This is a genomic window from Gluconobacter sp. OJB (genome assembly GCF_039638275.1).
Taxonomy (GTDB): Bacteria; Pseudomonadota; Alphaproteobacteria; order Acetobacterales; family Acetobacteraceae; genus Gluconobacter; species Gluconobacter cerevisiae.
The window spans coordinates 2,108,453-2,133,554 of record NZ_JBDIWH010000001.1 but is presented as its reverse complement, the minus strand read 5'-3'; the positions used below and the strand labels follow the sequence as shown (position 1 = coordinate 2,133,554).

29 protein-coding genes are annotated in these 25,102 nt (G+C 57.2%); 5 read left to right on the top strand and 24 right to left on the bottom strand.

What is annotated here, in order from left to right:
• The first annotated feature begins 16 nt into the window (after positions 1-16).
• The 4 genes from ABDK74_RS09870 to ABDK74_RS09855 all read left to right on the top strand — a co-directional run bounded on the left by ABDK74_RS09870 (position 17) and on the right by ABDK74_RS09855 (position 4,777).
• Positions 17-835 (top strand): hypothetical protein, encoded by an 819-nt coding sequence (locus tag ABDK74_RS09870; RefSeq protein ID WP_346003660.1) that lies wholly within the window; start codon positions 17-19, stop codon positions 833-835.
• A 146-nt stretch (positions 836-981) separates the two neighbouring features.
• Positions 982-1,692 (top strand): gluconate 2-dehydrogenase subunit 3 family protein, encoded by a 711-nt coding sequence (locus ABDK74_RS09865; RefSeq protein ID WP_346003659.1) that lies wholly within the window; start codon positions 982-984, stop codon positions 1,690-1,692.
• Positions 1,692-3,467: a GMC family oxidoreductase gene (locus tag ABDK74_RS09860; protein ID WP_408874478.1), complete on the top strand. Its 1,776-nt coding sequence runs from the start codon at positions 1,692-1,694 to the stop codon at positions 3,465-3,467. Before ABDK74_RS09865 ends, ABDK74_RS09860 begins: the two co-directional genes overlap by 1 nt.
• On the top strand, positions 3,464-4,777 hold the full coding sequence (locus ABDK74_RS09855) for a cytochrome c (RefSeq protein WP_346003658.1): 1,314 nt from the start codon (positions 3,464-3,466) through the stop codon (positions 4,775-4,777). The genes ABDK74_RS09860 and ABDK74_RS09855 overlap by 4 nt, the downstream gene beginning before the upstream one ends.
• A gap of 5 nt (positions 4,778-4,782) precedes the next feature.
• Here the strand turns inward: ABDK74_RS09855 and ABDK74_RS09850 are convergent, their stop codons facing one another.
• The 24 genes from ABDK74_RS09850 to ABDK74_RS09735 form a co-directional block, all read right to left on the bottom strand.
• Positions 4,783-6,039 carry a hypothetical protein gene (locus ABDK74_RS09850; RefSeq protein WP_346003657.1) on the bottom strand — a complete coding sequence of 419 codons (1,257 nt, stop codon included), beginning with the start codon at positions 6,037-6,039 and terminating at the stop codon, positions 4,783-4,785.
• The gene (locus ABDK74_RS09845) at positions 6,039-6,725 is read right to left on the bottom strand and encodes a hypothetical protein (RefSeq protein ID WP_346003656.1); all 687 of its coding nucleotides are present in this window, start codon (positions 6,723-6,725) and stop codon (positions 6,039-6,041) included. The genes ABDK74_RS09850 and ABDK74_RS09845 overlap by 1 nt, the downstream gene beginning before the upstream one ends.
• Positions 6,706-7,968, bottom strand: a complete 1,263-nt coding sequence (locus ABDK74_RS09840) for a hypothetical protein (RefSeq protein ID WP_346003655.1) — start codon at positions 7,966-7,968, stop codon at positions 6,706-6,708. The genes ABDK74_RS09845 and ABDK74_RS09840 overlap by 20 nt, the downstream gene beginning before the upstream one ends.
• A gap of 41 nt (positions 7,969-8,009) precedes the next feature.
• Positions 8,010-9,035: a baseplate J/gp47 family protein gene (locus ABDK74_RS09835; protein ID WP_346004202.1), complete on the bottom strand. Its 1,026-nt coding sequence runs from the start codon at positions 9,033-9,035 to the stop codon at positions 8,010-8,012.
• A 158-nt stretch (positions 9,036-9,193) separates the two neighbouring features.
• Positions 9,194-9,553: a phage tail protein gene (locus ABDK74_RS09830; protein WP_346003654.1), complete on the bottom strand. Its 360-nt coding sequence runs from the start codon at positions 9,551-9,553 to the stop codon at positions 9,194-9,196.
• Positions 9,550-10,173, bottom strand: coding sequence for a baseplate assembly protein (locus tag ABDK74_RS09825; protein WP_346003653.1), 624 nt, complete (start codon positions 10,171-10,173; stop codon positions 9,550-9,552). Before ABDK74_RS09825 ends, ABDK74_RS09830 begins: the two co-directional genes overlap by 4 nt.
• A complete protein-coding gene (locus tag ABDK74_RS09820; protein ID WP_346003652.1) occupies positions 10,170-11,231 on the bottom strand; it encodes a hypothetical protein in 1,062 nt (353 codons plus the stop codon). The genes ABDK74_RS09825 and ABDK74_RS09820 overlap by 4 nt, the downstream gene beginning before the upstream one ends.
• Positions 11,228-11,440, bottom strand: coding sequence for a hypothetical protein (locus ABDK74_RS09815; protein WP_346003651.1), 213 nt, complete (start codon positions 11,438-11,440; stop codon positions 11,228-11,230). The genes ABDK74_RS09820 and ABDK74_RS09815 overlap by 4 nt, the downstream gene beginning before the upstream one ends.
• Positions 11,441-11,444: 4 nt before the next feature.
• The gene (locus ABDK74_RS09810; protein WP_346003650.1) at positions 11,445-12,359 is read right to left on the bottom strand and encodes a hypothetical protein; all 915 of its coding nucleotides are present in this window, start codon (positions 12,357-12,359) and stop codon (positions 11,445-11,447) included.
• Between the two features lie 18 nt (positions 12,360-12,377).
• Positions 12,378-12,935, bottom strand: coding sequence for a hypothetical protein (locus ABDK74_RS09805; RefSeq protein ID WP_346003649.1), 558 nt, complete (start codon positions 12,933-12,935; stop codon positions 12,378-12,380).
• Between the two features lie 454 nt (positions 12,936-13,389).
• Positions 13,390-13,707, bottom strand: coding sequence for a hypothetical protein (locus ABDK74_RS09800; protein WP_194268676.1), 318 nt, complete (start codon positions 13,705-13,707; stop codon positions 13,390-13,392).
• Complete coding sequence (locus ABDK74_RS09795) at positions 13,704-14,129, bottom strand: hypothetical protein (RefSeq protein ID WP_062108428.1); 426 nt, start codon at positions 14,127-14,129, stop codon at positions 13,704-13,706. Before ABDK74_RS09795 ends, ABDK74_RS09800 begins: the two co-directional genes overlap by 4 nt.
• Entirely contained in the window at positions 14,130-15,617 is a 1,488-nt protein-coding gene (locus ABDK74_RS09790) for a phage tail protein (protein ID WP_346004201.1), read from the bottom strand. It abuts the gene before it with no gap.
• 95 nt (positions 15,618-15,712) lie between these two features.
• Positions 15,713-16,699: a hypothetical protein gene (locus ABDK74_RS09785; RefSeq protein ID WP_346003648.1), complete on the bottom strand. Its 987-nt coding sequence runs from the start codon at positions 16,697-16,699 to the stop codon at positions 15,713-15,715.
• A gap of 12 nt (positions 16,700-16,711) precedes the next feature.
• Positions 16,712-17,311: a hypothetical protein gene (locus tag ABDK74_RS09780; protein WP_211587975.1), complete on the bottom strand. Its 600-nt coding sequence runs from the start codon at positions 17,309-17,311 to the stop codon at positions 16,712-16,714.
• Positions 17,312-17,321: 10 nt separating this feature from the next.
• Positions 17,322-17,723 (bottom strand): hypothetical protein, encoded by a 402-nt coding sequence (locus tag ABDK74_RS09775; protein WP_194262753.1) that lies wholly within the window; start codon positions 17,721-17,723, stop codon positions 17,322-17,324.
• A 54-nt stretch (positions 17,724-17,777) separates the two neighbouring features.
• The gene (locus ABDK74_RS09770; RefSeq protein WP_346003647.1) at positions 17,778-19,157 is read right to left on the bottom strand and encodes a DUF4043 domain-containing protein; all 1,380 of its coding nucleotides are present in this window, start codon (positions 19,155-19,157) and stop codon (positions 17,778-17,780) included.
• A 70-nt stretch (positions 19,158-19,227) separates the two neighbouring features.
• Positions 19,228-19,743, bottom strand: a complete 516-nt coding sequence (locus ABDK74_RS09765; RefSeq protein WP_228121379.1) for a phage scaffolding protein — start codon at positions 19,741-19,743, stop codon at positions 19,228-19,230.
• On the bottom strand, positions 19,740-21,158 hold the full coding sequence (locus tag ABDK74_RS09760) for a portal protein (RefSeq protein WP_346003646.1): 1,419 nt from the start codon (positions 21,156-21,158) through the stop codon (positions 19,740-19,742). Before ABDK74_RS09760 ends, ABDK74_RS09765 begins: the two co-directional genes overlap by 4 nt.
• A gap of 46 nt (positions 21,159-21,204) precedes the next feature.
• Positions 21,205-22,518 carry a phage terminase large subunit gene (locus ABDK74_RS09755; RefSeq protein ID WP_346003645.1) on the bottom strand — a complete coding sequence of 438 codons (1,314 nt, stop codon included), beginning with the start codon at positions 22,516-22,518 and terminating at the stop codon, positions 21,205-21,207.
• Complete coding sequence (locus ABDK74_RS09750) at positions 22,502-22,954, bottom strand: hypothetical protein (protein WP_346003644.1); 453 nt, start codon at positions 22,952-22,954, stop codon at positions 22,502-22,504. Before ABDK74_RS09750 ends, ABDK74_RS09755 begins: the two co-directional genes overlap by 17 nt.
• 42 nt (positions 22,955-22,996) lie before the next feature.
• A complete protein-coding gene (locus ABDK74_RS09745; protein WP_322782932.1) occupies positions 22,997-23,344 on the bottom strand; it encodes a hypothetical protein in 348 nt (115 codons plus the stop codon).
• A 192-nt stretch (positions 23,345-23,536) separates the two neighbouring features.
• Positions 23,537-24,103 (bottom strand): hypothetical protein, encoded by a 567-nt coding sequence (locus ABDK74_RS09740; RefSeq protein WP_346003643.1) that lies wholly within the window; start codon positions 24,101-24,103, stop codon positions 23,537-23,539.
• Complete coding sequence (locus tag ABDK74_RS09735) at positions 24,103-24,531, bottom strand: hypothetical protein (RefSeq protein ID WP_346003642.1); 429 nt, start codon at positions 24,529-24,531, stop codon at positions 24,103-24,105. Before ABDK74_RS09735 ends, ABDK74_RS09740 begins: the two co-directional genes overlap by 1 nt.
• Positions 24,532-24,603: 72 nt before the next feature.
• On the opposite strand from ABDK74_RS09735, the gene ABDK74_RS09730 reads away from it, so the two are divergent.
• Positions 24,604-24,912, top strand: coding sequence for a helix-turn-helix domain-containing protein (locus tag ABDK74_RS09730; protein WP_011252760.1), 309 nt, complete (start codon positions 24,604-24,606; stop codon positions 24,910-24,912).
• Positions 24,913-25,102 lie beyond the last annotated feature (190 nt).

The window sequence follows — 25,102 nt, the reverse complement described above, 5'->3', positions numbered from 1 at the left end:
CTTCAGGAGACAGAATATGCGCATACGCTACTGGACCGGTCTGGGGGCTCTGATGCTGTCTCTGGGCATGACAGCGTGCTCGGGCGGGACTGCGGACGAAGCATTTCCTCCGATTGATTACAGCTACCTTTCCCCGATCCATCTGAACGTAGCCTCGATCGACGTTCAGGACGAAGCGCCCGCTGCACCGGATTCGCTGTCGGCCAAGGCGCCGATCGCGCCGGATCAGGCACTTAAGAACATGGCCGGTCAACGTCTGGTCGCAAGCGGAACCTCGGGCAAGGCGGACTTCATCATCAAGCAGGCTTATCTGAACCGCGCAGGCGACAATGCGGTGACGGGCGCCATGGACGTGCAGTTGAATGTTGCTGATGCCGGCAACCAGCATACCGGATTCGTGCATGCACGAATCACGCGCAAGCTGGACGCCGGAGACCGCGATCCGACATCCCGCAGGGAACTCTACACCCTCACCAACCAGATGATGCAGGACATGAATGTGGAACTGGAATTCCAGATCCGCAAAAAGCTCCTGTCCTGGATGACGGATGCTGCGGGAACGCCGATCGTCAATGGAGGCGTACAGCAGCAGGCACTGGGCGTTCCGGGCGCACAGCCGGTGGCTGCACCCACAACGCCCGCGTTGACCACACCGGACACGGCTTCTCCTGTTCCCGCGAAAACCGCCACGCCTGTTGCGGCCTCCAGCGCTCCGGACGCCATTTTCCCGACAGGCGCGGAAACCGACACGGCAACCACTCCCGCCACCGTTCAACGCTCGCCCCAGCCCGGAACCTTGCAACTTCCTTCAACGGCCAGTTCCGGAACCCACTAAAATTTCCCAGCAGGTTCACACCTCTCGTCATGTTGTGATGAACGACCGGCTGGCGGGCTTCGTCCGTTTTCATTAGGAAATGGGTTTTGTAAATCGCCCATTTCCAGATTCTTCTGTGCCCCTTGGTTCTATCCCCGGAGAAAGCTGTGCCCCCCATGGAACCGACACTGAACGCTCCACGCCGCCGCAGTGTCGTGAAAGGACTTCTGGGAACTACGTCTTTTTGGTTGGCGTCGGGAAATGCCCGCTGGAGCGAGGCTCTGGCGGATGAAGCGGCCCAACCCTATCGACCGGTTTTTTTCGACATTGCGGAATATCAGTTCCTCGAAGCCGCCTGCGAACGTCTGTTTCCCGCCGACCATAACGGCCCGGGCGCAAAGACGCTCGGTGTCGCGGAATTTCTGGACCGGCAGATGCAGACCCCATACGCACGGGGCGAGAATTGGTACATGTCCGGCCCGTTCGAACAGGGGCCAGCCAATCTGGGTTACCAGCTGCCTTTCGTTCCCAAAGATCTGTATCGCAAAGGGATCGCAGGCGTGGAACGCTATGCCCGCCAACAATACGGGAAGGGATTTGCGGCTCTGTCCGCTTTGCAGCAGGATGAAATCCTGACAGCCTTGGAGGGTGGGTCTGTACAGCTCGGCGACATTCCGGGACGCGTCTTTTTCGAACAGCTTTGGACCAACACACTTGAAGGGGCTTTTGCTGATCCGCTTTACGGCGGCAATCGCGGCCTTGGGGGCTGGATCATGCTGGGCTTTCCCGGCGCACGGGCAGACTTCATGGACTGGGTCAATCAGGAAGGAGCGTCCTACCCCATCGGTCCGGTCTCCATTTCCGGGGAGACTGCCTGATGGTCAAACATGTTGATGCGATCATTGTGGGGGCAGGCTGGGCTGGCTCGATCATGGCCAAGGAACTGACTGAAGCCGGTCTATCGGTCGTCATGCTTGAGCGGGGATCAGAAAGAACGACGCCTGTCGAAGGGGCTTACCCGGAATCCATTGATGAATTGCGCGGAGCCATCCGCAAACGGCTTTTCCAGAATCTGTCCCAGTCGACCGTGACGATCCGCAATACCATCGACCAGACGGCCCTGCCGTACCGACAGCTCGCGGCGTTTTTGCCCGGCGAAGGCGTTGGCGGCGCGGGCCTTCACTGGTCTGGTGTCCATTTCCGCGTTGCACCCGAAGACCTGAGGCTCCGAAGCGCCGTGATCGAACGGTATGGCGAGAAATTCATTCCTGAAGGCATGAACCTTCAGGATTATGGCATCAGCTATGAAGAGCTTGAGCCTTTTTTCGACAAAGCTGAAAAGGTTTTCGGAACATCAGGAGAAGCTTACAGGGTTCAGGGGAAAATTGTCGGAAACGGGAATGTTTTTTCTCCGGATCGTTCCGATAACTTTCCACTTCCCGCGATGAAAGATACTTTCTCGGCATCAGTTTTCCGAGATGCTGCGGAAAATGCCGGGTATCATCCCTATGCGCTTCCTGCGGCCAATGCGTCGCGGCAATATACCAATATTTACGGTTGCCAGATGGGGCCATGCAATTTCTGTGGTTATTGCAGCGGGTATGACTGCTACCTGTATTCAAAAGCCTCGCCCAACGTGAATATTCTGCCCGTCCTGCGACAGGATTCGAGATTTTCCCTTATCCCGAACGCTCATGTTCTACGCGTCGATCTCGACAGCACGAAAACAAAAGCAACCGGCGTCACCTATCTGGACACGAAAACCCGAAAAGAAAACTCGCTCTCGGCAGATCTGATCATTCTGGGAGCTTTCCAGTTTAATAATGTTCATCTGATGCTGGTCTCGGGCATCGGAAAACCCTACGACCCTGTCAGCAATACCGGAACGGTCGGACGCAATTTCGTCTATCAGACGATCACGTCTTCACGCGTCTGGCTGCCGCCCTCGACCTATACCAACCAGTTTGTAGGGGCCGGTGGCGCCGGAGTTGCCATTGATGATTTCAACAGCATGAATTTCGATCACGGGCCGCTCGGTTTTGTGGGGGGATCGCCTGTCTGGGTCAATCAGGCGGGCGTAAAGCCCATTGCGGCCGCACTCGGCGCCGGAGGGGGAGGCACGCCACGCTGGGGCTCCGCCTATAAGGACTCCCTCGTCAATACTTACAAGCATTCGCTCGGTATCGACGCTCATGGCAGCAACATGGCGTATCGGGATGTCTATCTGGATCTCGACCCAACGTGGAAGGACGCTTACGGACAGCCGCTGCTCCGCATGACCTTCACATGGAAGGACAACGACATCCGCATGAACCAGTATGTCGTGAGCAAGATCGAACCCATCGCCCGCGCCATGGGGGCGACAAAAATGAATCTGGTCCATCTCAATGCGGGTCAGCCATTCGACACGCGCACCTATCAGACCACACATCTGGGCGGGGGCGCCATCATGGGGGATAATCCTCAGACCAGCGCGATCAACCGCTACCTTCAGAGCTGGGATGTGTCCAACGTCTTCGTCATCGGATCGAATGCGTTTCCGCAGGGTATGGGATACAACCCGACGGGAATGGTAGCTGCGCTCGCATATTGGTCTGCACACCACATTCGGACGACATATCTCAAATCTCCTGGCCCGCTGGTGAAAGCATGAAGGGACCTCTCTTTGTCGCCATCATTCTCGGAGCAGGGCTGACGGGATCTGCGATCACGCAAGATGCTGACACAGCCACTCTGGAAAAAGGACGTTACCTGGCAGCCGCCTCTGACTGCGCGGCCTGCCACTCCGTTCATGGAAAACCTGAATATTCCGGAGGAGTATCATTTTCTCTCCCTATGGGGAAAATCTACTCCACCAATATCACACCCGATCCCGAACACGGCATCGGACATTATACGGAAGCACAGTTCAGCCGCGCAGTGCGGGAAGGCATTCGCCGGGATGGCTCAACCCTTTATCCCGCCATGCCATTTCCCTCATATGCCCGGATGACAGACAGCGATATTCACGCATTGTTTGTCTATTTCAGGAAAGGTGTTCCAGCGGCTTCTGTTCCGACGCCGGACAACGAGATTAAGTGGCCGCTATCCATGCGCTGGCCACTCACGTTCTGGCGCTGGATTTTTGCGCCCACGCCCCATAAGGCCATCACCCGCACCGCCAGAGAATTTACTGATCCCCGGCTGGCGCGAGGGGCTTATCTCGTGGAAGGACCAGCCCATTGTGGGGCCTGTCATTCTCCACGCGCCATCACCATGCAGGAAAAAGCCCTGACGGCTGATGGCGGTAGTCTCTATTTGTCTGGGGGAGCCGTGGTGGACGGTTGGACGCCGCCATCCCTTCGTCAGGAGAACCGGACCGGACTGGGTCGCTGGCGCGAAGAGGACATCCTGGCGTTTCTCAAAACAGGCCGCGCTGAAACCGGCAGTGTCTTCGGCTCCATGACGTCTGCCGTTCTGCATGGCACACAGAAACTGACGGATGAGGACCTGCGGTCCATTGCGCATTACCTCAAAAGTCTTCAGGCGGCCGACCAGTCCCAGACACCCTGGACATACGACTCCACCATTACGGACCAGCTTCACAAAGCAGATCTCTCATCGCGGGGTGCACGCCTCTATATTGATCGCTGCGCCGCATGCCATCGTACGGACGGTAAGGGATATCCTGCCGTCTTTCCGCCACTGGCGGGCAATCCCGTCGTGATGCAGACCGACCCGGTGTCGCTCGTTCATATTGTTCAGGCTGGCGCGACACTTCCTTCCATGACCGCCGCGCCCTCTTCCTTCACGATGCCTGCGTTCAACCACAAGCTGACCGATCAGCAGATTGCCGATGTCGTGACGTTCATCCGCCACTCATGGGGAAACAACGCCTCCGCTGTTTCGGCGGAGGATGTGAAACAGTTCAGCAAAAGCATGCCACCGTCTGATATGCCGGATGACACCCCTGCGCTGAACTGAACCCGTCACGGCAGGAAACGGTAGAGAACACACCCCTGATACCCTGCACCCCCACTGGACGATACGCCGTCGGTCGCCGCTGAATAGGAGCCGCCGCCGCCCGCACCATAACGGGTGGCATTCCGGCCGCCCTGATTGCCGCAACGCCCTGCACCACCCCAAGGGCCATCGCCTCCATAACCTGAGAATGTGTAGGCGTTACACTGCCCGTCACCACCGGACGTTCCGCTCTGGTTCCAAACGGTGCCGCCCGATGCGTTCCCGCCAACTCCACCCGCAGATCCCGTCGTGGAATAGAACGTTCCGCCCTGTCCGCCTTCGGCCTGTAGGAGTGTCTGGCCGAGATAGCTGACAAGAGACGTACCACCCGTCTGCTCAGACGCGCCGCCATTTCCAACCGTAATCGCCAGTCCAGCACCCTGCGTCGGACTGACGGCATAAATGCCCCAAGCATCCCCGCCACCGCCACCGCCGGCACCAGAAAACGAACTGACGGTGGTTGTCGCCTGCGAAGCAGCACCACCACCACCAGCACCAATAACCCGCAACTCCACCCTCGACGCCCAGGCCGGAATGGAAACCGAACCATTCCCGGTCACGAGAGTCATGGGTTCGGTGGACGCCTTTAGAAGCGCCTGCGTGGCCAATTCAGGAATGGTTGGCCAGAATACCTGCCCCGGCTGAGCCGTTACACCCGCCAGAGTAGATGCACCCTGCGGCACCGTGATCGTGTAAAGCGCCACCACACACCCACCCGCCGGAGGAACGGGAGGGTTGGTCGCAGCGACAAGGGAAATAACGCCAGTCCGGCGCACAGGCAGCGCGCCGCCACCGTTTTGAATGCCAGCCTGTGTCTGGGACGGATTGCTGGCATTGAAGAACGGAAGCACCGTCGGATCAGCATCCTGCTCGGAGCAGCGAGCATAAATCGTGTAAGTATTGCCTGTGCCGGGCAGAGTAATGGTCTGCGGTGCCGTGCTGATATACTGGCATGTGAGAGCGGTCGTATCCGCTCCAAGGCCACCACCGTTTCCACCAATAGTCGAAACATCCATGACACCGGGCGCGACAATCGAACCTGCTTCAATCGTCAGGTTCAGGCTGTTATAAGACGCCGAACACCCCAGCCCCGACGCCGCCATGACATTCGGTCCGTAAAGCATGGACGCCAGATTACCAAACGCCGCCTTGGTATACCGCCCTGCGCGCAGAAGATCCGTATCAAGCGGGATTGATCCCGCATAAACGATAGCCCGATCCATTAATTTTTCACCTTGATCCAGCCGGTAACGCCCATGGCTGCCGTCTGATCGACGACACGGCAGACTGTTGCCAGATCTGCGGCTTTTCCCAACTTCGTTTCTACAAAAAACTGACCGCCCTGAAGGCTGCCGTAGCGCAGGGCCTGCGCACCATAACCGTATCCCCCGCCCATGGCAGGAAGCGACGCACAGGCAAGAGCATGACAGTCGGACGCGTTCAGGGTTTCGATAATAACCGGCTGCACACCCGTCGCCGCCACAAGCGCATTCGTTACGGCCTGACGTGTGTTGCGTTCGGCGAATAGCGCAGCACGGATGCGTTTGCGATACACGACATCCGGCTCGGATGCCTGACGGACCAGTCCACCGTCACCGAAATAATCTTCGGCAGCCATATCCAGAAAAGCGCCGCTCATCGTCGCAAAACGCATCTGCAGGGAACATTGCTGCATCAACTGCCAGATTTCGGCCAGAACAGTACCAAAACCGCGCAAAATCGCCGCCAGTACGGGTGCGGATTCTACTTCCAGACCCTGAGGTTCCGGCGGAAACCACCCAGTCGGCAAAAGACGCCGGAACCGCCCGGCAAAATCCTCTACCGACCCCGGAGCTGGCCCCGTATCCAGTAAAACGCTCCCATCAGAAGCACGGATGATGTCCTTGTCTTCATCGTAGAGAACCGCCATCCCATCCCCCCCCGACCTGGTCTGGAGCCATCAGCGGAATACGATAATCAGCACCATTGATGTTGATATGCAGAAAACCCCCATTGGCAACAGTCGGCATCGTCCCACCCGTTCCCGTCACTGGAGACGTAATCTGCAACTCTCCGCCGCTCGCTGGGAAAAGACCCAGATTGCCGGATCCACCCGTGCCTTCCTGCACATACAGGCCCGCCGCCTGTGTTGCAGCGCCAGCCTGAACCTGAAGCGCATTGGTCGGGCTGGGCATACTAGCAACCGAGAACAGCGTCTCACCTTCGATATTGCCAAACAGGATTCCGTTATCCGTAAATTCCTGACGCATACCGTTGGTACGTTTCGTCACGGTAGAGCGGACAAAAGCGCCGACATTGGACCCGGCCACACCGGAAACGGTTTCCGGCGTATGCCACTCCAAAGCCTGGTTGCGCGCAAGAGAAACAGCCGATGCGTATCCGGAATCCTTGCCATCCGTTCCGGTCAGAGACTGGGCACCGAAAACAATACCCACCTGCCATGAATTCGGATTGGAAACGAACACCATACCCGCTGCGGCATCGGAAGTCCCCGATGTCTGACCACCACCCGCACCAAGCTGGATACCGTACACACCACCGCCAACATTCGGCGCATAAGGCGTCGACTGTCCCACCGCGAGGCCACCAAAATTAACAGCCTCAAGTTCCATTCCGAAAGTCGGCTGATAATTCACTCCAGCAAGACGCCATGCTTCGCCATAATAAGCATAAGCGGTCGTGGTTGTCGGACTGGACGTGTCATCGGAAACCCCCCATGACGCCACCCCGATGGAACTCGGCTGAAAGCCCAGCAACGCTTTACCAGTCACAGCATCAGATGTGCGCGACCCTGCAACAAACGCACTGTTACCAAACTGGGCAAGGGACGCACACTGGGCATCCTGCAGCGCCCAGGGACCAATCGACGTTGCCCCCATGGTTTCTGAAAGCCAGTCATCCTGCGACGAACTGGCCCTGTCGCTCAGAGTGGGATTGTCGGCTGCAACACCCACCAGAAGCCGATCCGCAAACCGCTTTACCTGTGCGCCTTTGTCCGAATAAAACTGACCGCTTGCCGTAACACTGACAGGCGCCTCAATAATCTGCGAGACCGTCGCAGTAACGGTTCGTGTGCCGCTGGAATCCGCGAGAACAACAACTTCTTCCCCTGTCAGGGAGTCAAGTTTGGGATATGTGTTAAATACAGCCATGAAAATTCCTCATCCGCCCCAATAGTTCAGAATTCACCCCCTCAACCCTGAGTGACATTGATCTGAATACTTCCAACCATGAGAGCCTGATTGCCATTTGCGGGAATATCAGCCTGCCCGCCATTCAATCGAACATTCAGAACAGACGTCACGGTAACACCCGCACCGGCATAAGCCAGATACGACAGGCGGCTGTAAGGATAACCATCACCCACCGTCATTGAAGCAATATCCTTGGACACAACCGATTGAATGGTGCTCGCGGCCTGCTGAGCCGGAACAGACGAAGGCACCACGACATCCATGGACACATTCACCGTCAAATCCTGTGGCGCCTGCACAGCAAAGCCGATCCCAAGAGCCCGCACAGAATCAACGGCATCATAGACAGTCGATAAAAGCTGGTCTGAAGGAACGCCGCTTCCATCGTTCACCACAGCCGTAAAATAACCGCTCCGCGCATTTCCTACCGTATCAAGACCATCCCGCAGTGAATAACTCAGATTCGTCTGGACATTGACAATGGCATTACTGATCGCAGCCCGATTGGCGGAGGCTTTCGCCGCCAGCCAGAGCGGAAAGCGTGATCTTAACTGGCTGTCCGTTTCTTGATCGGAACCATTCAGAAAAGGTGCACCGTTCGTCACCGTATCCAGGCCCGCAACCGCCGTTCCCATTAGGCAGAGTGCACCAACAGAAACATTTCCGACCGATCCGATCACCTGACACGACACAGGGACCGATAGCGTCGAAACACCGGCCGCACGCACATAACCTCCCGCAGATGCAGACCATGTCGGCAAAGTCCGGTCCTGCGTCACCGCAAAGGAAATCCCTCCAACTGTCCGCACGATCACTCCGGGAGGAACAACCGCTGACTGCTCGCTAGCCATGAAGGAGGTAAACGTCACAACACCCGTCGCTGCCGTACCAGGCAGTCGGCTCATGCCAAAGTCATAGACAAAACTGTCGCAGTCCGACCCAGTAGACGTCGACAATCGGGTCCTTAACAGTGACTGCAACACCAGATACTGCAACCACAAACCAACACCGCCTACACTCTCCATCAAAGCCCGAACGGGAGAACCGATGGAAACGTCCAGCAACTGGGAACAGGATGCCTGAGCCGTTGTCACCGCTGTAGAAACAATCGTGGAAAAGGAACGTAAGGAGAGAGACATCGCATCCTCTTGGAGCGGTTTAATACCGTGCCGCTCTCGTAATTTCAGTAGGAAAAAGACAGGCTCTGCTGCTGGCCGGACCCGGCGTCGATATAGGAAACATCACATCTGCAGATGCCAAGCCCCTCATCCTTCACGGTCACGCTCACGGCCTGTGAAGAGTCCACATTGGCATCTTCCTGGACCTGCGCCCGGATGACGGATTCCATGGCTTCCGGAGCAATGACCTGCCCCACCATGAGCGGAAGCCCCACTCCATAATCGAGCTGCCAGACATAATTCCCCGCAACCGTCAGCAGACGCCTCAGCAATCCCTGCCTCGTAAGCTCCGATCCCGAAACTGTCTGAAGCCCTCCGGCGGACAGAACCAGATCATTTCCGAAAACATGCGAAAGAGCGATCATCCAAGCGGCCCTCCCGTTTTCTGGCTTCCTGCCAGATGAATATGCTCATTCAGAGAATGCTGATCAGTGCGAATATCCCCCCCGGAAAGTGTCAGTCCGGCAGATGTCAGCGTTATTTCCGTTCCGTTAACAGAAAGAGTTATCGTCCCGTCTTTGATAACAAAAGACGCATTACCCGCACCCACCGCAACACCATCCAGACCAATATGTAACCAGCCCGCACTGGAAGACGATGCACCAACATTTCCGGAAGCAGACAACGGCGGAAGACCACAACCGCCTTTGACGAGAAGTTCTCCAGGCTGTGCCACCTTGCCGGTCAAAGGAGATAGAGGCGCCATAACCACCGTGTCGTACACACTTCCCGTCACGACCAGATGCTCCCCGTCTCCCTCAATCGGTTGCAACACAACGTGGGTTCCCGGAGAAGATGGACGTGCAATCCGCAAATCCCCTGCATGCACACCGCACGAATCCGGAATCCAGCCTGTTTCTATGTTTTCAGGCTGAATGCGGACTTTGACGGCATGATTGACCGGGTCAACGGCAGAGACGATTCCAAACATCGTATGCGCCGTTCGACCTTGCAAAGCGGCCGCATCAAAACGAGCATCATTCATGCCTCACCTCCCCGATCTCTTAGAACGACATGCTGCACAAATCCCTGCTCTACGGAAAAGCGTGAGATAACTTGATCGATCCCTAGAGTTTTTTCGCCCCGTCCTACCGTCACGGTCATAAAATTCCGTGGCGAAACTCCGATAATTCCCGGGATTTTAATTCGGACAGACAACGCATGAGCCGCAATGCGAGCATGTTTACCCCGCGCCAGCCTTTGGAGGTCTTCCAGTCGACGCCCCGGAACACGGAATGTATGGATGGTGGAATTTTCCGAAGGTACGTTCTGAGAAAAAGAAACACCATCGTAATAGATGTGTGTCGTACTTCTTTGTCGGGAATCCCACGATGCCATATGAACAACCACACCCGCCAGCAACTGCAAATCGCGCGCAATTCCAGTCTCAAGGACCGCGTGACGCATATCCGTCACCTGCGCACTTTTGTCCGAAGCAGACCACAGCGGCTGACAGACAAGAGAGGTTCCCTCGGCATAAAGATCGCAGAACGCATCCCTTGCGATCGTAAACGCCAGATCCGCCGCCGTCTGAAAACGGTGCTGCCCCATAAGAGCACCCCGTTTATGCTCAATCTGCCAAAACTGACCCGCCATCAACGTAGCCTGATCCGAAGGCAACGTAATCTGCGCCTCAAGTCCCGCCGCCTGCGCCATGATTTCCAGCAGTTCCTGCTGGGTATGGTTGAGCCACGCATCCTGAACACGCAGATCCATTAACGCAGCCAACGCATCGCGACATTCCATCTCCAGAATGGAATGCTCAGCCACATAGTCGATATGATCAAGACGCCCCTGAAACAGCGTCGTCCAGGCTGCCGCAATATTTTGGGTATCCCGCATCTGAAGCGTCACCCATTTTCGCGCAGGCTGCTCCGCCTCGAACCACGGCTTTTCTGTCCCCTGCTTTCTAACAGCTAGACGAAGAGTAGCAACATCGCATGCCTCATAACGGCTGGCATCGATTTCAAACTGCACAAGCGCCAGAACAGGATCGACCCGCCCGTCAAAAAGCACCTGAACCTCCAGGTTTCTGACATTCATTCCAATGCTCCATCAGGCCGGCCGGACACCAGATCAGGTTCAACCGACGGAACCTTCAGAACAACCGTCTCAGAAATCCTGCCCAGATCCGGGTCAATCATCCCGTTAACCTGCGCAATTCTCCACCATTGGGATGCATCTCCAAGTTCACGCGCCGCCACATGAAACAGGGAAATATCCGCAGCACTGACAATAATATCCTGCATCATTCCCTCATGCGAAAACTGACGGCAACGCCGTCTCCTGCCCCTGTGCCACCGCAATATTCGCCGCAGACCGATTGACCAGTCCCCCCGCATCCGCCGCCGCACTCAGAAGCGCTGCATTCTGACCCAGAGTCTTTAGCGAAACACTGTTGACCGGCTGGATGGCCTCAACATTCTGTCCCGTCCCGGCAATAATAGATTGCAAACCACTTCCCGCATTTTGCAGCCCTCCAGCAACAGACGCCAGTGCAGAAGGAACGGTCGCGAGATTCATCCCACTCTGCGCCACGCCATTAATCGTCCCCAGTGCGTCCGTGACTTTCGAAGCAAAACCGCCTGCACCAACCAGACTGGCCAGCGGCATCACCTGCCCGACAACCGAAGAGACCTGCCCCGCTGCCGTAAAGACACCTTCGGAGATACCCGAAACGGTCCCGGAAAAACTATCGAGAGCACTCCCGACGTCATCTCCCAGCAAACCGGACAGAGTCGACAGGCTCTGAACGGACGTCGTTTCCTGAGGCCTCTCAAGCACCAGTTTATAGGAACAGACCGCGCCCTTCGCCTGATAGACGTAAGTAAACTGCGCAATCCATACCTGTACGGAAAGACCCGCCGCCGAGAACGCAACCTGCTGTCCCGCCATGCGCATACGCTCGACTGCCTGCGCGCGCATCTGCGCGTCAGGACCGAGAAAACGCCCACGCAATTCCAGCCGCCCCGGATCGTTGCCCAGCGCGTCCACAACCCGCCCACCACCTGGCAAACGATGCACAACCAGCATCTGACGACCGCCAACCTGCAGCGTGTCCGGAACCTCAATTCCCGTCAGAACCAGACTTCCCAGTATGACAGGCGACGACGCCCCCAAACGCCCCACAGCGCCAATGGCATTTTCTATGTCAGAAAGGCCAATACCCATCAGGGAACATCTCCTCTGTCAGAAAAATCCGATACTGCGACCGGGATACTGAGGCTGCATGATCTCATCCACACCTCCGCCAGAACGACGCGCCGCCAAACGGGCATCACGATGACCCAGTAGAAAATCCCCGCTCCTCACCTCATGCTCCAGACGATCATTCACAATTTCAGTATCGTGATATGGTCGAGCCCCTGAAAAAACATGCTGCGAATTCTGTTCCCGCCCGGTCGTTCCATACGCTTCCTCGGTCACAGGCAAAGACCGAGGAGGCGGCACAAACAGCGACTTTCCAGACGCCCTCGCCACCCCACGAATCTCAGAATGCACATCACTCCCCACACGCCTCACAGGCTTCGAATGGGATATTTTTTTGAGCATGCCCGCCCGTCTTTCCGATGACAGGCCTCGTCCGAAATCAAGATCAATTCGTTTCTTTTTAAAAACGTACTGATCTTCTTCAACACGCAATTGAGACCTCTGCCGCGAAGAAACCGGAAGGGCAGATACTCTCTTAATCCGCCCTTTATTCCCGACAAGAGCAACAACAGATCGGACAGAAAAAGAGCGCGGCATTGAAACCTGAGGCTCTCTCCGCTTTGAAAAGAGCGCCCCATACCGCGACCCCGTCGGCTTCCCTGCGCCGGGCACGCTCCGAGTACTGGACGTTTCCCGACTTCCGGAATGCGCCATCCTGACCGCAAACCCCGGAGGTCTTCGGGCACGAAGCGTCGTCGCCCATCCCGATTTCCGCAAACGGGGCACAGCCGAAACCAGCGCCCCCCTTCGCAGCATCCCACTGGCAGACTGACCGAAAAATGTCCTGACCAAGAGAATATTCCGCCAGATGTCCTCCTGCATCATATCTCTCCCTGATACCGCATCATTTCCCAGTCAAAACAGTGTCCTTCCCGTTCACCGGTAATGACACACGCAGCCAGACGCCGCGCCCCTGACCACCCCCGCAAAACATCCCACGGCACCCCGTGATCCAGCAGATAAAGCATCTCCTGAAACCCGGAGTGCCGACTCAGTTTTTTGCGACGTCCCGGATATCCTCATCCGCATCACGTTCAAACAGTGGCGTCAGCGCAGCAATCCCGGACTTTCCCACACGACGAGCGAGATCACGGATCTCGTCCTTGCTCTGCGGCATCTGAACCGGCACACCATCAATCGCCGTCACGGAACAGATCATTTCCGCATAGCCCAACCACGCAGACGCCGAAGCCCCATTGATCGCACTTCCCGCCGCTTCGATCAGATCCAGCATGTCCGCCGGATCAATCTCGCGCAACGTCAGACGGCGCTTATCTGACAGAACAATTTCCTGCGGAAAATTACTCACGAAATCTTCGTCCTCGTAGAAGCAAAGAACTGAACCGTCTGATGGATCATATGATCCGCCTGCCAGGGATCACTTTTCAACTGCATGGACACATTGCTGAACTCCCATGTGCTCGTCGAACCATCCGGCTCCGTAACGTACTGGTAGATCGTCCCGCTTCCGACCGTCCCCGCATTCCAGTAGGCTGCTTCCACAGCCGCCACCAGATTATCCAGCGCCGCATTGGCGCGGGCGATCTGAAACGCTCCCCGCCAGCCATTCGGAACATTGAATTCCAGCGGAACACCATTCAGCGGATTAGCACGCAAAGCATGCGTTTCCTGAGCGGCACTGAAAGACGTCACATCCCTCAGATCCACCCGCTGACCATTCCACAGAACCGTAATCCGGCAATCCCGGCCAATGCTGTATGGATTTGCCATTTAGCCGACACTCCCCGACGCAGACGATACAGTGACAGACGCGCCACCTTGCAGATTGACAATGAATTTCTCGTTGATGCCCTGATATCGAACAGCCACATCCGCCTGCACATACCCGAGCGCCGTGCGGGATTGCGGATTATTGCTCGAATCACAGACCACACTGTAGGGTAATTCACCATTCTGAACGCCCAGAATACCCTGAGACAGCAGAGATGACAGAAAACCCAGAAGCGTCGAGCGAATATCGCTGAACAGCGTATCGTTAATGACTTCACCGACATAACCGCCCATGCCGCCTGCAAGCGAAGACGCAATATAGTTTGTCAGACGCGTGTAATTGTCACCGTTCATGGTGCTCTTGCTGGACGAATTATGTCCACACCGTACCGCCCAGTAACTTCCGCCCGGCGCCGGATTACAGATCACATCAATTCCAGCCGTAAACAGCACGGACAGTTCCGCCGTGGAATATGTCGCACTGCTTCCCGTCAGACCAGCCTTCTGGCTTCCCACAACCCCCGACAGCGCCTTGTTCAGACTGGACTGTTCCGGTGAAAGCGCGGCCAGTCTGCCACCCGCAAATGCCTGCGGACTCACGAGAATCACACCGTTGCTGTCATCATCCCACCACAGCCAGTCCCCGAACATAAGCTTGACCGACGCCGCATCCAGACCACTCGATGCCTTGACCGCAATCGCATTCGTCACCGTATCCGCAGCAGGGCCCACGGCGATCATATAGACTCCCTCGGACGTCCCAAGAGCCGCCTGCGCCGTATAGGACGTACTGTCCGACACACCATGCAGTAGTCCGACGGCACATCCCTGCCCACGCAGCGCATACATGCCCGTCCGAACCGTGCTATCCTGCCCCAAGAACTGCGCCGTGGTCGGAACGCCACCATCCGTACCGCCTGAAAGCGTCACACTTGCAGCCGCCACAGCCGGAACCGTTTCCGGCAACACAACCTTCACGAGCGCACTCAGATCCTGCGCCACAGCAACAGCAATCCCGGACCAATCCGCACCGGCATAAGTCCTTGAACCCAGTTCGGCATGCGCCACCGCAAGCGCATAGCCGGACCCTGTAGCCGTGACTGCGGCAACAATGCCATTACCCGCACTTCCAGTGCAGACAGCCTGAACTGTCACCCCGTCAAGCACACCGGAAGCCGCCACATCCGTTCCGTCCGTCACCCGAACAACCACGAACGTCGACGCTCCCTGCATCACGGCGATATTGACCGCCAGACCCGCATCCGTCGTCTTGTTCTGCTTGGCGCCAAACGCCGCGACATAGTCGCTCATGCCACCGATCGGCAGCGGCATCCCCACCGGGCCCCAGCCAGCGGTTCCCACAATCCCCAACACCGAAGACGACGCACCCGAGAGGGCCAGCGTCTGTGGCTGGGCAATCTGCACATAAAGATTTGGCACGGTCAGTGCCGTGGTGTTCAGCGTTCCCGCCTGATAGACCAGAGACATCCCCGGATCGCTCTCCAAAATGCAGAAAGCGGGCACCTCCATGAAGGTTACCCGCTTTCCTGATGAAATTTCAGCCTTGTGATTCAGCTTCTTCGTCAGCCGCCGAGCGCAACCACCGTTCCAAAACGGTCAACACTCAGGCCCGGATAGGCCGAAGCGGCTGCCTGCGCCGCAACCACAACCTGCATGGCCTCCAGAGCCGCCGTCACCGTCTGGTTCGCCGCCCCAGGAGCCAGAACTCCGAACGGTGCCGAAAGCCCCTCCCCTGCGAACAGGTTTCCGATCCCGCACAGCATTTCGGACGCCCACTGCACCTGTAGGGTGTCGAATACCAGCTCATAGAAATAATCCCGCCGATACAACGCCTCGTTCTGCATCGTGTCGACGTCTTCCACACTCTGAAAGCGAAGCTGAGCCTCCCGCCCGTCCAGAGTACTGATCCAGCTCTGCTCTGCCAGCGCGGTATCCAGAACAGATGCCAGCGTTTCCCGCGCCGTCGCATCTGCCGTCCAGATCGAAACCCGGTAAAGCTGCGCCTGACGCCGCGTCACCCGCACCGACTGGCCGTACCCACCGGCACGACCATTCAGAACCCGCCCCGGCACACTGACAACCGCACCATTTGCCACACCGCCAGTCAGCGCTACCGCCAAAGCCGCAGCAACCGTCTCAGGCGTATCCTGTGCCGTCACTGCATAAACCGCAGAAGGTTCTCCTCCACGCGGCATATCATCCAGCCAGACCGCCACCACTCCCGCCGGCGTCGCAGTACCGGAAAAAACGATCTCAACCGCCCCATCCGTCACAACAACTCCGACCGTAGGCTCAACCTTCTGCTGCACCCGCCAGGGCCGCCCCAGTGGTTCCGCCCATTCCGGCATTTTCCGCGGCGCCATCGTAACGGTCACGAAATCGATATTGTTGCGAATATTCTGGGCCGTAAAAAGATCGCTCGGCAACAGCCATCCCCGACGCAACACGACCTGCCGCCCCGTCACCGAAACGCCCGACAGCCCCTGCGGATAAAGAACCTGCGCACAGTTATAAGCAAGCGCCAGCCCGACTTTGGAGGCATCCGTCATTCTTCTCCCTCCTCAGACCTGCTGAAACGACATGGTACACCGGATACCGAACCCGGATATTTCCACCGCATTGACCGTATAAGTCGTCCCAAGATCGGTCGTAACAGTCATATACGGCGTCAGCACAACTCCCGGCAGAAGCGGAAGATACATCACGGACTGACCTGGCCGTGTCGCCCCCGGAACACCACTTCCCGAAGATTCCCCCTTCGCCCGCATGATAATAGCTGCCGGACAGTCCGATACGAGCGTCTGCACCACTCCCGTAACACCACTGACCGAGACCGTGCGGCTGCACACCACACACAGCGGCGGCCGCAGAGGCTCTACGGACGCTACGAAATACGTCCGACCACTCGCAGCAAGAATATCGCCCACCTGCGTATCATCCCGGCGATCCGTCAAAACATATTCCGTCGGGATCCCCCATCCGATCGGACGCTCAAACGAAAACCCGGCATCTACGTCGAAAGCCAGCATCGGCTGCGCATAAAGCACACTCATCGGCGACAGACCGCTCGAAGGACGATACTGCTCGCCAGAAGCCCCCAGAACCTGCGCCGCTTTGGCATATCCTCTGGAAAGTCGGGCTGCGATCATTGCCTGCTGCACACCGCCCTCCTCAAACCACGATCGCCCGGCCGTCCTGCAGTTCCAGTCCACCCGTCACACCCAGAAACGCACACAAACGACGACGCCACAGCGTAAACAGCATCATCCGGTCCTGCACTTCGCGACCGTTGTGATACCAACTGGCTGCCCGCGCCGTATCCAGATTGTCCGACGACGCCGTAATTGCGGTTTCGAGCGGATAAAGCTGCGACAGATAAAGCCGGATCTGCTGCAACTCTGCCGCAGACAGATAATTCATCCGCCATTCCAGCGCGCCTTCAACCTGAAAGAAACGCCATGATTCCTGGTTTCCTTCCCGCGATCCGATCGCGGGATACCCACAGAACCGCCGGATATCCATTTTCTCTCCTTCCGACAGAATATCCGTCGATAAACCAACCGTTCCGGACATATCATTCCTCCCGCAAGAAAGGCCCCCGTCTCAAAGACGGGGGCCGGAAATAGGTCAGAACGTCAGACCAAGCGCATCCGTACCAAGGCTCTCGATCACAACACCCCGCTTGAGGTAGCTGTTCGTCGCCGTCGGAATGACCGTCATGTCCGCCGTCACGTCGGTCGGTAGAGCAAAACCACCAATCCAGTACCAGGACTGCGCAATGATCTGCCGCAGTCGATCCAGCGGCTCACGCGTCACCATCGCCACGCTGTCCACCATCTCGATCAGCGCCCGCTCGGCATCCGGAATGTCGGAATGACCCGTCAGCGCACAGTCACCTTCGATCAGCGCGCCCTGACCGAGAAGAAGCGCACGATGAATGGACCCCGCCCCAAGCGACGCCTGCTGCGGTGCTTCCGTCGTCGGAATAAACCGCACGCCCAGAAGCTCGATAACCTGACCGGAACGATATTCTTCCGAACCATAAGCGCCACGATACAGATGCTTGAAATCCGGATCACGGAAGAGCGACAGAAGCTGCAGATCATCCAGATAACAGTGATACGCACCATTAATCATCGGCACGTTGTTGCGCCGCAGCGTCGCCACACCCGCCAAAACCTGCTGAATGCCCAGCGTATCCGCCAGACCGTTCGCACTCGCCGTCTGCAACGCTGCAGTGGTCAGACGACCATTCGGACGGATTACCATTGGCGCCGTGGACGCCACAACCGCCTGACCTTCCGTCCCATCCGCAACAGAAACGAATGCCGAGAACGTCATCTGCCCGGAAACACCGCCCGGTGCTGTAGACACATTCATCTCGTCCGCTGCCACGCTGACAAGCGTGTAGACATCGCTACCCACCGTCACCGTCATACCATTGGTCGCACTGAGCGCCATCACCTGACCATGAACGATCACGGACTGGAAACCCCGGATGTCATCAACCGAAATGGTATTTCCAGCGCTCCCGAGCGTCGCCGTCACGCGCGTATTACCGCCCAGATAGCCGCCCACGCCATTCTGCGCACCACCAAACAGCGTATTGCGCGCCAGACGATCCAGAGACTGCATCGCCTGCACACCATTGGTGTTGGCATTAGCCAGAAACTGCGACGCAATCCCCACGCCACTGGTCACCATGTTCAGGTCGATCGTATCGCCATACTGGTTGATCGACAGCGTGTACTGTTCAACGGCCCACCCAGACGGGCTCAGACCATTATCGAAATTGGTATTCCCCGTCGGATTAAGCGGCGTCGTCACAGGCGCCTTGAGGCTTTTGCGTGTTTTCGTCAGCGTCTCACCGATGGCGTTCGGGAACACTTCGCGATCAGCAACCTGACGGAAACCCAGACGGGATTTCAGACCATTCTCGAATTCTCGGGCCAGAAAACCCTGCTGAATGGCGGCCTGAAGCTGAACAGGAAAATTATCAATGCTCATGTATTTTTTCCGTAAATGTGTTGTCTGAACCCGGTCTGCCATCAGACCCGGTCAAATATCGTCCCGAGGCTCACTTCTGAGCCAGAAACTGCCATTTGCGCGTTTCGTAATCCGCCTCGCTGACGGCCCGCGCATTGAACGCTTCGATCCCACCCGGACGAGGCGCTGCCTGCCCGACCGTCGTCCCGCTCGAATATCCAGGCCGCAGCACCTCGCCAAACAGATAAGCCCGCTCCTGACGGGCCTGCTGCAAAGCTTCGGACACACCGATCACCGACCCATCTTCGCCCCGATCAATCCCGCTGAGATCGATCAACCGCACAACATCATCAGGATTATGCGCACCATTCCGGATTGCCTCTGCCCGAAGTGCCGACACAATAACCTCCCGGTTACTATCCTCCCGCACCCGTGCCAGCGCTTCTTCATGACTGCGCTGAAGCGTCTCCTGCCGCGTCACAACATCCGTCATTTCCTGACGGACCGCCTCAACTTCGCTCCGCGCTTCATTCAGCGCCTGACGCAGAGCATCCACATCCTCAATGGTGTCATCAGTTCCGGACATCATTCCCCCGTCAACACTCATGCTTGTTCAGAAGCACACCACTGCTCCAGCATTTTCCATTCCGTATTCGGATCAGAATTTCCCGATGCCATTGCAAACATCCGAACCGCAGTTTCACGGCTCAGAATTCCATTTGAAACCGCCACCACCAGTCCCTGCACCAGCGACAGCAACTCCGGGTCCGTGGACGGAAACCATGCCGGCCACCGCAAACTCATGCGGCAATACGGCAGATCCTTGACCAGCTCGCCCCCAAGCCGCAGCCCGTTCTCCAGAACACAGGAAAAGCGGCACGCCATCCGGTAAATCGACAGCAACGCACCTTCCCCGTAGGAATGCCGCAAACGATCCACCAGCCAGATCAACGGCTGACACATCATTTCCATGGCCTTGCCGGACTGCGCCCCGCCAACCCGGTCACCATGCGCACGGTTTCCGTGAAGCTGCTCCAACACTACCAGCCGCAGTTCCCGATAATGATCGAGCACCGCACCCGCAGCATTTCCGTTGATCTCCAGAAGCTTCGCATCGCCCTCAGGCGGAAGCGTCAGCGCCGAAGCTGCGCCCCCCTGATGCGCCACTCCATCGGAAAAACCACCCGTTTTCAGGACAAGCGTCGGATCGGAGCCATATTTCAGCCCCCGCCCCGCCTGAGACAGCAGATAATCCGCTTCGATCACAGTATCGATGGCGCGCTCGAACGTGCACTCGCCTTCCGGATCACGCCCACAGGGCCCACCCAGATTGCGCGTCCACACAATCGGCACAAACCCTAGCCCATGCCGAACGGACCGGCTTTCATCCCGAACGCCACCATCCATTCCCACCAGCCAGGGCACGGACACCGCACAGTCCACCGGCGTCCAGACCCGCTGCCACCAGAACTGCGCGCCCAGAAGCTCATCCGCAATCGGATAACCCTGCGCCGCCAGATCCCGCCCCCGGACCAGAAACCTTTCTTCGACCCGCAACAGTTCGCCCGTCGCATCATCCCAGAACGGCGTCAGATACGCCGTTTCCAAAACAGACAGCTTCGGAACCCCCGCCGACACTTCAAACAGGATCGCAACCGATCCGACAGACCCGAGCCGCGCCGCCTCCATCAGAAGCGACGCCAGTCTGGTCTGCGAAGCAAACGTGCTCATGGCATGCGCCACCCGCACCTCGTCCGTCACCAAACCGGGCCAGTGCGTATCACCAAAAAGGAGCGAAACTGCCTCATCCACAACCGTCCGACACAGATTGGTCCGGACCGAAGGACGACGGCTGGATAGCGGGATATATTCTCCCGCTCCCGACTTCTCCATCGAGAACGGATGCGGCAGCGCATCATACTGCGTCCCATCCAGAACACGCTTGAGCGCCAGCAGCCGCGCCGTCCGCGCGGACGCACCCGCAGGAACAGCATAACGCTGTTGCAGGGACAACCAGTCCATGTGTTCTCCATTGTTTCAGGCCACTCGCCGACCTGAAACGGTCGGCTCAGCGCGCCAGCGAAAATCCAGACGAGCTCCAGCCCGTCATGCCACCGTTTCCGGCAAGCATCAGTTCACTCAGCCCCCAGACCATCGCATCCGCCCGATCCGGAGACCGTGGCCCGCGATATCCACTGACCGAGAAATGACAGAGCTGATCTTCCAGAGCCGTAAACCGGCCATGATGAACCACTCTGTCAACCTCGTAGAGTGCCGCAACCGGTTCCGCGCGCGCCGCCTTACCCCGCGCCGCCGTTACCAGCTTGACGGAAGCATGCGCCCGCACACTCCGGATCGTGCCCTCTACCAGAGCCCCCCCGAAGTTCCGCTCCGCAACAATGCGTTCAGCACCCCAGTCATCAAATGCCCGCAAGGCCCTGGCAGCCCAGCCCGCCGGGCTATCCCGGGCAGACAGATCTTCCAGAACATGCCCCACACCAGCCGCATCAACGCCGCAGACCACAATCCCGATCTCGTCGGACCTATAATCCTCCGGCCCCGCCGCCCCAGAAGGATCAACAGACACCAGAATACGCTGCATCCGTGCCGCCACATCTGCCCGGCTCTGCGCCGTAATCGCCGCCTCTCGCCGGAACATCTCCAGCCGCCACAACGCACCTTCGACAACCGATTGATATTCACCATACAGAAACCGCCGTTTTTCCCGTTCGGGAAGCGCTTCCAGACTGGCAAGATAATCCTCGCTCAGATTGTCCCGGTTCGCCTGCGGATTCAGGATCATCGTCGCATAAAGCGAACGATCTCCCACTGGCTCCCCCGACTTAGGCTCGATCCCGCTTTCGAAAAGCGCATAAAGCCAATGCCCCATCGCCGGCGGATTGGCATCGATATATTCCTTGACCGCAAGATCCGTTTTCTGCGCCAGACGCGTCAGAAGCATATTCCGCGCGCCATAACTGATCTGACTAGCCTCGTTCAGATAAACCGTCGCAAACTCCAGACCCAGAATCTTCTCGGTCCGCTGCTCGTCATCCAGCCCCCCGAAAAAGATCGTCGATCCATTCGGGAACGTCACAACACAATCCTGCCGGTCCAGCTTCCACCCGACCTGCGGAAAACACATCCGCATGACTTTCGGAAACGTATCCCGCAAAACCGACGCCTTCAGCGCCGTCAGACGATGACGAAAAATGCCATGTCGACTTTCCGGAGCCTTCAGCGCCCGTATCACAACGGCCCGAACCAGAACAAAGGTCTTCCCCGATCGCGACCCACCCCTCAGAAGAATATGTCGTGCCGGCCCACCGAGCAGCCGCACCGCCTCACGCTGCGAGTCATTCAGTCTAAAGGGCGCTGTCATCACTGCTGATATTGATCGAGATTATCCCCGAACGTCCATCAGCCTCCATACCAGCCCTGAAACGGGACGGACGATGCGCCCGAAGCAGAAACGCCATTAAACCGTCACTGTAACGCTTCCGAACAATCGGATTTCCCGTATCCGGATCGCAGACGACACGTCCCGCATACGTAACGGGTTCATCATATCCCTCTACAGCTCTCCGCCGCGCTTCCGCCTCCAGAGCATCTGCAGCTTCTTCCAGAGCATCCTCCCAACGGGACGAAAAATCCTTATCCGTCTCTTTCCAGAGATACAACGTACTCCGACGGACCTCCGCAACACGTCCGGCTTCCGAAATATTCCCACTTACAGACAGATGCTCGAGAAACCTTTTTTTCCGTTCTTCTGACTGCTCCCGCCGCAAGGAACATTTGCCGGATATTTCTTCACCCATCTGCTTCAACCTTTTTCCTCAGATCGACCTGAGAACCAACCATCAGCCTGCTCTCAGCGCAGCCTCCCTGCGGCTCATCATACTCCCCTCCAGCCAGACAGCCCGAACCGGCTTCTGCCGCAGACGCGCGACGTTCTGGCACGTTCCTGTCCGTGCCTGAGCTTCCACATTACGCCGCACCTGCTCCCGCTCGGCCTGCACAACCACGCGCGCCAGAGTTTCCGGCGCAACCTGTCCGATCAGCCGAACTGACAGAACCGAACGCTGACAAGGAATAGACCTGCATCTCACATCCAGGCGTGAAAGACCCGCCTCCACCAGCTCATGCCATTCCAAAGCGACATCAGCCCGATGAACCGGCTCCCCCTCATACACAAGAGGACATCCCACGAGTGAGGCTGATTTCCTTTGAAGGACAATAAAAGTCTGACGACCAGACAATACAACACTACCAGAAGAAATGTCACATTTTTCCATCGATCAGGAAACTTCCAAAATAAAAGCCGACCTTCTTTTCAGAAGACCGGCTTTGGATATTTATGTATAATTCTTCAGTATGCATTTTTTATACCAAAACCGCGCTCACATAGCAATAGGTAATTTATCGTTAACAGATTTTTTCTTATTCTTCTTTTGAGAAATTACATCGTAAACATGCGCAAGCTGTTCCAGAAGCAACGCGCACTGAGCCGAAACCTTCATCCGCGCACGCCCCTCCGACAAAGCCGGGTAAAGATGTCGCGCCATGGCCGAAAACGACATCTCACGCGCCAGAAGCATTTCCAGTCGAACATGAGCACACAGACCAAGCATATCGCGAATCTGCGTCAACCGCGCAGAACATTGGCCTCGCCCTATCATCCAGGTGTGTATGTCACCCCGTTCCCTGAGACGCCCATCAGACGATGGATTTTCCATTACTCCCAAAGACGCAAAGACATATTCACGATACCAACGATCCGCAGCAGCCAGTTCTCCATCCCCAATGTCACCCGCGTCGTACATCGACTGCACCGCGTTCACGACCCGAAACGTCTTGCCGACTTCACGGATTTCCGAATGATGGTATCGCTCCGCCGTCGGCTTCACCACGATTTCAGTCACACCATGCGCCCTCAACGAAGATACTTCCTGTATTCTGTCGAGCATCAGTTGATCTCCACATCAACATCACGGCCACCCATCGGCTGCAATCCAGGAAAAACCGGCACCAGATCCGCCCCCCACAACGCATTCCAACTGACTGGATGTCCCGCAGGAAGGGCCTCAGCAGTTTCTCTATCCGTCACTATGCGAGCCTTCGGAAAAGACGTCCCGGACGTTTTTTGAACGGAACGGCGGCGCCCCTTGCGTGCATTTCCACGCTCCGGTAGCCAACCATCAGAAGCAAGCATGGCAGCAAGAGCACTTGCAGACACACGACGCGGTACGGGACCTGATTTGACCTGCCTCATTTCAACATCCTTTCTTAATACGGAACCGTTATATTTTTGGCAAAATGCCACAGCGTATGATAAAAAAAACTTCTTCTGGATTTGGCATAAAGCCATTGCTAAAAAGGCCTTATGGCCAAACACAAGCGCCCTGACTCTCTGACTACACTCCAACGAGCCATAGGAACTCGCATTTCCTGGGCCCGTGAGCTCGTCATGCCCAACCAGAGCGAGTGCGCCCGCCTGCTGGGCGTGGATGCCTCCACGCTAAACAAGATCGAACGCGGCGACCGTGCACCCAGCGTCTTTCTCATCGCGGCGCTCTCGAACCGGCTGCGCGTATCGACCGATTTTCTTCTGAAAGGCGTCCTGAACGGTCGTACCGACGAAGAACTGGCCCTGCGACTGGCTGCCCTGCACCCAGAGTTGGTGCTCCAGCGGCAAGACATGGCTCCGAACACGGACAGAAACACGTCTTCCGACACACCTGATCCGCCCAAGAGACCAGATGAGGAGATCCATTAGTGACCGTTTCACTGGTTTCCATACGCATTCAGGTGCCCCCCATTCGATACAACACGATAAATCCGCTTTATCGATGGAATGAACAAATCGGAAACATCCCCGGTCATCAGATTTTCTGAATTCATGACCGGCTCCCTTCCTTCCCCGCCAACTGCCCCCATGGCAGCCGTCGATTAACGATAAATTAATG